We start from the raw sequence: 10,041 nt of genomic DNA, 5'->3' as shown, positions 1-10,041 counted from the left end.
TAATTCATATAATTTTTTTATTTTTTTATTAATTTTTTATAGATTTATTTTTAATCTATTTTTTGTTATTTTTTTAATTTTTTTTAAAAATTCTAAAAATTTTATAAAATTTTTTTATAAATTTATGATAAACTTTAAATGTTTTGCTGTATAAATATAATTGTGAATAATAGTTCCTATTATATGAACTTTTTATATTTTATTTTTTTTATTTTACATAATGTAAAAAAGGGTGATAATATGGTTTCTAAAGGTAATAGAACTTTGAAAGATATTTTGGATATTATACTGTATGAAAATCCCGCTACTCAACAAGAAATTGCCGATAAATTAGGAATCACACGTCGTTATGTTACTCAATTAATTAGACCTTTAGTTAATGATGGAACAATTAAAAGAGCATATATGATTGATTTAGATAAGTATGAAAAAATTGCTGAAAATTTTGAAGATAATATTAATTCTCCTCAACATTCTGGTAATATGTTAATTACAGGTATGTTAAGTAGTATGAAAACTCATGTTCAAAATGAATTAAAGTTATCTGTTGAGTCTTTATTGGAAAATGATTATGATAAAGCAGAAGAAGCTTTAAAAATGGATTATACTACAAATAATATGTTTGAAAAAATTAGAACATCTGTTGAGACTGTTGTAAGTATTAATCAACAATCTCATTTCTCAAAAACTGTTGTTTATAATGAAATAGCATATGATCTTGAGCGTATTGGTGATTATTGTGGTCATATTGCTAAATTCGTTGTTAATGATGTTTATGAAGCAGATGAAGAGATGTTAAAGTATATTAAAAAAATGTATCAAATTAATGATAAAATGATTGAATATTCTATGGATGCTTTTTTAAATGGTAATATTGAACTTAAAGGGGAAATTATGGATTTAAAAGAGCATATTCATGAGTTACAGAAAATTTCTATTGGTCAAATTGCAACTCAAATGGCAGAAACATCTTTTGATGATAAAGAACGTTCTAATTATTATATTTATTTATCTAGGGTTGTTAAAGCATTTGAAAGAATCGGTGATATTTCTGTAGAAATTTCTGATACTGCAGGAGAATTCCATAAAAATATTCCACGTACAATTACTCCTCGTACATTTCGAGAAGGTTCTTAATTTTTTTTATTTTTTTATTATACTTTTTGCTTATTTTTTATTGATTTTTTTAGTTTAATTTTTTTTATAATTTTTTATATTTTGTTTTAATAATTTTATTTTTTATAATCATTTTTATTAATTTATTATGTTTAATTATTTTTTTGTATATTTTATTTTTTTATTAATTATTTCGTTTTTCTCATTATGTGAATTTTTTTTCATATAATTTTTAAGATTTTTTAAAAATTTCACATAATAGGAATTTTTTTACACAAAATGATAACCTTTATATGTAACAAAATTTAACTTTTATTTGAGGTTGAAAAAAAATTTCATAGTTTCAATCTTGTATTTTTAATTAAATGAAGTTTAAGAAATTTGATTATCTTATATTTATTAATATATTCATTAAATAATTCCTCTAAAACCCATCTTAAATTTCATTTTATTTTAAATGGTGTGTTAAAAAATGAAAGGAAAAACAAAAAAGATTATTCTTATAATAGTTGTTATTCTTGTACTTTTAGGAGCTTACTATGCAATTAATGGTGGTTCTCATAAAATTGAAATTGTAGGTTCTACTTCAGTACAACCTGTAGCAGAAAAATTAGTAGAAAAATATAAGGTTTCTCACCCTAATGCTCAAATTAATGTTCAAGGTGGAGGATCTAGTGTAGGTATTAAAAGTGCTCAACAAGGTACTGCAGATATTGGAACAAGTTCCAAAGAATTAAAAGATAATGAAAAACAAGGATTAACTGAAATTAACCTTGGTCAAGACGGTGTTGTTGTAGCAGTTAACAATAAAAATTCTGTTAGTTCTCTTTCTAAAGATCAATTAAAACAAATTTTCCAAGGTAAAATTACTAATTGGAATCAAGTAGGTGGATCTGATGGTAAAATCAACGTTATTCGTCGTGAAGATGGATCCGGTACTTTAGATGTATTCCAAAAATTAGTAATGGGTGATGACAAAATTAAATCTGATGCAGTAATACAAAGTTCTACTGAAGCAGTTAAACAATCTGTCAAACAAGACCCTAATGCTATTGGATTCATATCTTATGCTCATATGTCATCTGATGTTAAAGCTCTTTCTATTGATGGAGTAGCTCCTTCTGATGATACTATTGCAGACGGTTCATATGCTTTACAAAGACCTTTCTTATTCTTAGTTAAAGGAACTCCTAATAAAGATACTCAAGAATTCTTAGATTGGGTACAAGGTCCTGAAGGTCAAAAAGTTATTAAAGAAGAAAAAATTGTTAAATCAAACAATAAAACTAGTAATAAATAAGTTTTAAACTACTAAGTAAAAAATATTAAAAGTTATTTATTGTGAAGTTATTTAACAATCAACCATATTCTTCTCCATTAGTTTGAATAATAATATAAAATGGATATTAATTAAAATTAATAATCATTCGATTATTACTTTTTTATTTTTTTTTATAATATGCTAATATTAAATATTTCATTTTTAAATAATTTCTAAAATAAATATACTTTTTTTATTTAATTTTTTTTAGCTTATTGTGTATTAAGCTAGTTGAAATATTTTAGTCATATTTTCATGACATTATTAGAGAGGTTTAATATGACAAATAGTACTGAAGAAACTGGTATTAAAAGCATACTTTTAATAACAGCTTTATTTTCAATTTTCGTAATCTTTCTCATAATGGCTTTTATCTTTGTTGAAGGATGGCCAGCATTTGCAGATTATGGATTTTTTAAATTTTTATTAGGTTTAAAGTGGGATCCTAATAATAATATATTCGGAGTATTTCCGATGATTGTTGGTTCGTTATATGTAACTTTCTTTGCACTTCTTCTTGCTGTTCCATTGTCATTATTATGTGCTATATTTATGGCAGAAGTAGCTCCAAACAATATAAGGAAATTCCTTAAACCAGTTATTGAAACTTTAGCAGGTATTCCATCTGTAGTATATGGTTTTTTCGGTTTAATGGTAATTGTTCCTAGAGTTAGGACTACTTTTGGAGGTACTGGATTCAGTATATTCGCATCAGGTATTATCTTAGCAATTATGATTTTACCAACAATTATTTCTGTTTCACAAGATTCATTAAAAGCTGTTCCAAATTCTTATAGGGAAGCTTCTTATGGATTAGGTGCAACAAATTGGCAAACAATTAGAAAAATTATTTTCCCTGCAGCTTTACCTGGTATTGTAACTGGTATTATACTTGGTATGGGTAGAGCAATTGGGGAAACTTTAGCAGTAATTATGGTAGCAGGTAATGTAAGTCAAATTCCATCATCTATTTTCGCTCCTGTTAGAACATTAACTTCTAACATTGCACTTGAAATGGGTTATGCTACTGGTCTTCACTACAATGCATTATTTGCAACTGGTGTAATTTTATTTATAGTAATTATGATATTACTTCTCATTACAAATTATGTACAACGTAAATACAAAATGGATGTTGGAGGTGGAACATTATGAATTCAGTAAAAGAGGAAATTGAAAAATCTGGTTCAAAAATGTCTTCTAAAACATCACAAAAAATTATGAATGTAGTTTTTGTATTTTCAGGAATTTTAACATTATTAATTTTAATTGTTATTATTGGTTATATAGTTATTAAAGGACTTCCTTCATTGAATTTGAATTTCTTACTTTCAAATCCAATTGATTCAGGTAAATCTGGTGGAATTTTCCCAATGATTATATCTAGTTTATATGTAACCGCAATTGCTGTTGTTATTGCAACTCCTCTTGCAGTAGGTGCAGCAATTTATATTTCTGAATATTCTTCTAAAGGAAAAATTGTAGATATTGTAAGATTTGGTGCTCAAATACTTGCTTCAATCCCTTCAATTATATTTGGTTTATTTGGTCTCCAATTCTTTGTTATTTCATTAAACTTAGGATATTCTGTTTTATCTGGAGGTTTAGTATTAGCTATTATGGCACTTCCAACAATATTCCAAGTTGCAGAAGTAACTTTATCCTCAGTTCCTAGTTTATATAAAGAAGGTAGTTATGGTTTAGGTGCTACAAAATGGCAAACCGTTGTAGGAGTAATATTACCTGCAGCAATTCCTGGAATTATTACTGGTGTTATTTTAGGTTTAACTCGTGCTATATCTGAAGCAGCAGCAGTTATGTTCTGTGTAGGTTCTGCTATTACTACTCCAATTTTTATCACTGATCCAGGTAGACCATTACCACTTCACTTATATGTACTTGCAACTGAAGGAGTATCTATGCAAAATGCATTCGGTACTGCAGCAGTACTTGTAGTAATTGTTTTAGCAATTACTTTCATAACAAATTACTTAGTAAACAGATATCAAGAAAAAATGATGGGGGAACGTTAAATGGATAAAATTAGAAGTGAAAATTTAAATGTGTATTTTGGTGATGCACATATTCTTCATGATGTTAACCTTAAAATGCCTGAAAATTCAATTACTGCACTTATTGGTCCATCTGGTTGTGGTAAATCAACATTTCTTAGAACATTAAATAGGATGAATGATTTAATTCCTACATTTCATCATGAAGGTAATGTATATTTAGATGATACTGAAATATATGATGATAATGTAGATGTAGTTAATTTAAGAAAAAGAGTTGGAATGGTATTTCAGAAAGCAAATTCATTTCCAAAATCAATATTTGAAAATGTAGCTTATGGTCTTAGAATTCATGGTATTGATGATGAAGACTATATTAAACAAAAAGTTGAATTAGCACTTAAATCTGCAGCTATTTGGGATGAAGTAAAAGATAAACTTGACCAATCTGCTCTTGGATTATCTGGTGGTCAACAACAAAGATTATGTATTGCAAGAACAGTTGCTATTGAACCTGAAGTAATTCTTATGGATGAACCTTGTTCTGCTCTTGATCCAATTTCAACTTTAAAAATTGAAGATTTAATGACTGAACTTAAAAAAGAGTTCACTATTGTAATTGTAACTCACAATATGCAACAAGCAACAAGGGTTTCAGATTCAACTGCATTTTTCTTAAATGGTCAAATTATTGAACATGGTCCAACAGAAGAATTATTCGTTAATCCAAAAGAAGAAAAAACTGAAGAATATATTTCTGGAAGATTCGGATAGAAAAATGTCTAAATTAAATAAAATTTCTCATTAAAGGGGTTATAATTTATGGATGAAGATTACACTATAAAAGATTATCCAAGTTCAAATTTTAAAGATAGAGTTGAATTGGTTTATAAACAAACAAAAGATATTGGCCAAAAAGTTGTAAATAATACTCGTTTAGTCATTTCATTATTAAAAGAATATAATGATAATGTTAAAACAGAAATTTTAGCTAATAGTGAAGAAATAGATCTTGCAGTATTTGATTTAGAAAGAGAATGTATTAAATTTTTAGCTTCAGAACAACCTGTTGCTTCTGATTTATTATATATTCAATCTACTGTAAGGAACATTAGTCATTTAAAAAGAATAGGTTATTTAGATTCTAATATTGCAGAAGCTATTGAAAAATTAAATGATTTTGAAGTACTTAGTGAATTAATCGATGAATTATCATATATGGCTGATTATACTCAAGTAATGATCACTAAATGTATTTGTGCATTTTTAAATTTCGATATTACTATGGCAAGTGAATTAAGTGAAGATGATGATAAAATCGATAATTTATTTGATAAAATTTTAAATTCATGTGTTAAATATATTGCTTCTGATAGTTCACAATATGATGTTATGTGTTTTGTTCAAATTATTTTCATTGCAAGGTTCTTAGAGCGTATTGCAGACCGTACTGTAGCTGTTGGTTCTAGAACTATTTACATGATTACTCTTAGAAGACCAACTAATCAACCTCATCATGAAGATGAAGAACCTTTTGTAAAGGAAGATATTCCTGAATTTGTTGAAAAAGAAAATAATAAACCTATATTTAATAAAAAAGATGATGAAAAAGAAGATTAAATTAAGATGAATATTTTTCATCTTATTTTTTTATATTTTTTTTAATTTTGTTTTATTTTTAATTCTTATTTTTGGTGTTTTTTAGCTATTTTTTATTATGTAAATATTTTTTATTTAGTTAAAAAATTAATGTATTAAAACTAATATTCTACTAATTTTTTTAATTTAATTTACTCATCTTTTAATATTTTAGTTGCATGTCTATTTGCCCAGCATTGTATGCATACACCTATAGGTAAACCAGCAGTATGTGTATCAACTTTTTTAATTTTTACATCAAGTGCAGTGGTTTTACCACCAAGACCCATTGGGCCTTTTCCATTTGCATTAATTTCTTCGAGAATTTCTTTTTCTAATTCTGCAAGTTCTGGATCTTCGTTAGGTTTTCCAACTTCTTCAATTAATGCTTCTTTTGCAAGTTTCATAGCAAAATCAGATGTACCTCCAACACCTACACCAACTATCATTGGTGGACATGGTTTACCTCCTGCTTGGAGAACTGTTTGTACTGTAAAATCTTTTATTCCTTTTTTTCCTTCACTTGGAAGTGCCATTTTAAGTTTATTATTATTTTCAGATCCAAATCCTTTTGGAAGTACAGTTATTTCAAGATAATCAGTATCTGTAAGTTCAACATTAATATAAGGTATTCCGATTCCTATATTATTTCCTGAATTTTTTCTTGTTAATGGATCTACAATATTTGGTCTAAGAGGTACGTCTTTTGTTGCTTTTGCAACTCCTTTTTTTATTCCTTCTTTAAGGTTTTCAACTTGAACATTTCCAAGTTTAACAAAAACTATTCCAAGACCTGTATCTTGACACATAGGAATTTGTTTTTCATGAGCTATTTTAATATTTTTTAATATAGCTTCAATATTTAATTTAGCTAAATCATCATCTTCATTTTTAAGAGCATTTTCTAATGATTTAACAACATCTTCATTAAGATCATTAACTGCTTCTTTATAAAGTTGACAAACAGTGTTTTCAATAGTTTTTTCACTTATCATATTATCATCAGTAAATTATGTTTGAATTATAAAAATATAATTTTAATAAAAATAATTATTGTATTTATTTTTAAAAAACTAAATAAGTTTCTATACTTTTTATTGTTTTTATTTATAAATTAATATTATTATAATTTTAATGTTCTATTAATAATTTTTTTATATCTATTGTTTTCTAAAATTAGTTTTTTATTTTTTTTATAGCTATTTTTTTATTTATTTTTAAAATTAGTTTTTTTATTTTATTTTAGTATTTATTGTTTTTATTAGTTTTTTTTTTAAAATTAGTTTTTTATAGTTATTTTAATCTATTTAAAATAAGTTTTAATATTTAATAATTAAAATAATAAAGATATAAAATTTAATCTTTATCAATATCTGTAGGTCTATTATAATTTCTAAAATTAATTTCATTTATTAAATGATTATCAATAGGAATATAATAACATTTATGATTTCTCATTATTACTCTTACTCTTAAAACATCTTTATTTATGTATTCTTCTATTATTGGAATAAATTTTTTATTATAAATAGAATGTAATGGTTCTGCTTTTTTAATAGTTTCTGCATCTCTTGGTCCTAAATGATATGGTATAACTGCATTAATTTCTTCATCTTTTGTTTCATTTAAGATTTCAAGTGTATCAAACATAGTGTATATAAATTCACTTTCAATATATGGTGAATCACAAGGAAGTACAAGTGCATAATCTGAATGGATATTTTTTAATCCAGTCATAATACCTACTAATGGTCCTTTATCTTCTATTTCATCTATTGCAAAATAAATTTTATAATTATAATCTTTTTGTGTAATTAATCTTTTATATTGCTTGATACGTTTACTACTATTTAAAACAATTACAAGTTCATCTATTTCATTGTTTAATGATTCAAGTATATGTATTATCATAGGTTTTTTATGAATCCTCATAGATCCTTTATCTTGCCCCATTCTTCTACTTTTTCCTCCACATAATAATATACAAGATTTCATTTTTAATACCTTTTTTATATAATTGTTATACTATTTGTTTAATTAGATATATTAATTATTATAATTGATTTTTTTTAGATTATTATAAAAAAAGAGTTTTTTGTGTTAAATTTGTATTTTGATTTTTTTTAAATTATTGTAAAAAAAGAGTTTATTTTAAAATATAAAAAAATAAGTTATTTAATTTTTATGTGCTGAAATAATACTTATTGGATTTTCAGCTTTCATAAGGGTTCCTCTATCTAAAACTCTTCCTTTAGCTACATTAATTTCCATCATTTTTGGATTGTAACCTAATTCTTTTAGTTTATCAATAGCTTCAACTTTAGTATCTAAAAGTATTGCAGTAATAAATATTCTTCCTTTTGGATTTAATTTATCATCAATTATATCTAATATAGGATAAAGTTCTTTTCCACTTCCACCAATCATTGCAATATCTATATTATCAATATTTTCAAGTGCATCTATTGCATCTTTGTTAATGAGACTTACGTTTTCTTCAGTTTTTAATAATTTATTTAAATTTGCTTTTGTAACATCTATTGCAAGGGGATTTTTATCAATTGAGTAAACATGTTTTGCTCTTGATGCAAATTCAACAGTTAATCCACCAGTTCCACAACCAACATCTACTACTATATCATCTTTTTTAATGTCTGCTTCATATACAAGTAATGCTCTTATTACTTCTTTTGTTGGACCTGGAACTTCACAGTTTTTAATAAAATCTGAATCTTCAAACATAATTTTCACCTTTTTGTGTTTTTTATTTTTATCATGTGTTGTTTTTTAATTTATATTTTAGCTTATTTTAATTATTTTAAAGCTATTTTTTTATTTTTTTTATGTATTTAAAGCTAATGTAAATAGTAGTTTGTTTTAAAGCTATTTCCATCTTTTATATAAATTATTTTCAATTCCAAGTGAATCTAGAACTTTTCCAACTATAAAATCTATAATATCATCGGTAGTTTTAGGATTTGAATAAAATCCAGGATTTGGTGGTAATATAATTGCACCTTCTTTAGATAATTTAGTCATATTTTCAAGATGCACTGTTCTAAGTGGTGTTTCACGAGGTACTATAATTGTTTTACGTCTTTCTTTTAGTGCAACATCTGCAGCTCTTGTAATGGAATTTCCTGCATATCCATTTGCAATTGCAGATAGTGTTTTCATAGAACATGGAATAATAACTAATGAATCAAATTTAAATGATCCACTATTTATACTAGCAGTAAGATCATCAGTTTCATAATAGTTATCTGCAAGTTTAATAATATCATCTACAGATTCCTCTAATTCATGTTTAATTATTGTTTTAGCAGCATCACTAATTAATAAACCTGTTTCTATATTTAAATTATTTAAAACTTGTAGTAATCTATATCCTAATGTAACGCCACTTGCGCCAGTTATAGCAATAATTATCATCATTATATATTCTCCAGTTAGAAAAATAGTATTTTAATTTTTTATATAATGTTTAAAAATAGTTTTTAAAAAAGATTATAAAGTAATTTAAAAAATTACTTATTTAATAATCTCTGAAAGTTCTTCTATGATTTTTTTGTAATTTAGATTTGTGACGTGGTTTTAATTGCCAATTTTCACAAGAGTATACTGGGTCAATTTGGATTCCAGTGTATCCACAAATTTGTTGTGTTTTGTTTCCATTTTTTATGATTTTTCTAAAAATACAACTATTACATTTCATGGTTTTAACTCCATCTTCTTTTATAATATAATATATATTTTTTTACTTTAAAAATATTATTGTTATTTTTAAATTTTATTAAATTTTAATTGATTTATATGGTTTTTTAATATCTTAAATTTATTAGATTAACTATTATATGTTTATATTTTATTAGATAAATTTTTCAATACTTATGTTTTATTTTTTTATCTAAAAAATATATTTTATTATAGTTTTTTAGTGTATATGGTTTAGTA

At 24.9% G+C, this 10,041-nt stretch carries 11 protein-coding genes; 6 read left to right on the top strand and 5 right to left on the bottom strand.

Going from position 1 to position 10,041, the window contains the following annotated elements; translation table 11 throughout:
* Window positions 1-240: 240 nt before the first annotated feature.
* The 6 genes from BGI41_RS04510 (at window position 241) to BGI41_RS04485 (ending at window position 6,069) form a co-directional block, all read left to right on the top strand.
* Window positions 241-1,137, top strand: coding sequence for a PhoU domain-containing protein (locus BGI41_RS04510; RefSeq protein WP_088539039.1), 897 nt, complete (start codon window positions 241-243; stop codon window positions 1,135-1,137).
* A 451-nt stretch (window positions 1,138-1,588) separates the two neighbouring features.
* Window positions 1,589-2,416 carry a phosphate ABC transporter substrate-binding protein gene (locus BGI41_RS04505; RefSeq protein WP_088539038.1) on the top strand — a complete coding sequence of 276 codons (828 nt, stop codon included), beginning with the start codon at window positions 1,589-1,591 and terminating at the stop codon, window positions 2,414-2,416.
* 300 nt (window positions 2,417-2,716) lie between these two features.
* Window positions 2,717-3,592: a phosphate ABC transporter permease subunit PstC gene (pstC, locus tag BGI41_RS04500; protein ID WP_088539037.1), complete on the top strand. Its 876-nt coding sequence runs from the start codon at window positions 2,717-2,719 to the stop codon at window positions 3,590-3,592.
* Window positions 3,589-4,470 carry a phosphate ABC transporter permease PstA gene (gene pstA / locus BGI41_RS04495; protein ID WP_088539036.1) on the top strand — a complete coding sequence of 294 codons (882 nt, stop codon included), beginning with the start codon at window positions 3,589-3,591 and terminating at the stop codon, window positions 4,468-4,470. The genes pstC and pstA overlap by 4 nt, the downstream gene beginning before the upstream one ends.
* Window positions 4,471-5,223, top strand: coding sequence for a phosphate ABC transporter ATP-binding protein PstB (gene pstB, locus BGI41_RS04490; RefSeq protein ID WP_088539035.1), 753 nt, complete (start codon window positions 4,471-4,473; stop codon window positions 5,221-5,223).
* Window positions 5,224-5,271: 48 nt separating this feature from the next.
* Window positions 5,272-6,069, top strand: coding sequence for a phosphate uptake regulator PhoU (locus BGI41_RS04485; protein ID WP_088539034.1), 798 nt, complete (start codon window positions 5,272-5,274; stop codon window positions 6,067-6,069).
* A gap of 170 nt (window positions 6,070-6,239) precedes the next feature.
* Here the strand turns inward: BGI41_RS04485 and BGI41_RS04480 are convergent, their stop codons facing one another.
* The 5 genes from BGI41_RS04480 to BGI41_RS04460 form a co-directional block, all read right to left on the bottom strand.
* The gene (locus BGI41_RS04480) at window positions 6,240-7,082 is read right to left on the bottom strand and encodes a fumarate hydratase (RefSeq protein WP_088539033.1); all 843 of its coding nucleotides are present in this window, start codon (window positions 7,080-7,082) and stop codon (window positions 6,240-6,242) included.
* Window positions 7,083-7,443: 361 nt separating this feature from the next.
* Entirely contained in the window at window positions 7,444-8,082 is a 639-nt protein-coding gene (locus BGI41_RS04475; RefSeq protein ID WP_088539032.1) for a molybdenum cofactor guanylyltransferase, read from the bottom strand.
* Between the two features lie 180 nt (window positions 8,083-8,262).
* Entirely contained in the window at window positions 8,263-8,829 is a 567-nt protein-coding gene (gene cbiT, locus BGI41_RS04470) for a precorrin-6Y C5,15-methyltransferase (decarboxylating) subunit CbiT (protein WP_088539031.1), read from the bottom strand.
* Window positions 8,830-8,970: 141 nt separating this feature from the next.
* Window positions 8,971-9,519, bottom strand: coding sequence for a UbiX family flavin prenyltransferase (locus BGI41_RS04465; RefSeq protein ID WP_088539040.1), 549 nt, complete (start codon window positions 9,517-9,519; stop codon window positions 8,971-8,973).
* Between the two features lie 103 nt (window positions 9,520-9,622).
* Entirely contained in the window at window positions 9,623-9,802 is a 180-nt protein-coding gene (locus BGI41_RS04460; protein WP_088539030.1) for a hypothetical protein, read from the bottom strand.
* Window positions 9,803-10,041 lie beyond the last annotated feature (239 nt).

Source organism: Methanobrevibacter sp. 87.7, from assembly GCF_002208625.1.
Taxonomy (GTDB): Archaea; Methanobacteriota; Methanobacteria; order Methanobacteriales; family Methanobacteriaceae; genus Methanarmilla.
Note: the sequence above shows the minus strand (reverse complement) of the source record. Positions and strands in the feature narration are given on the sequence as shown.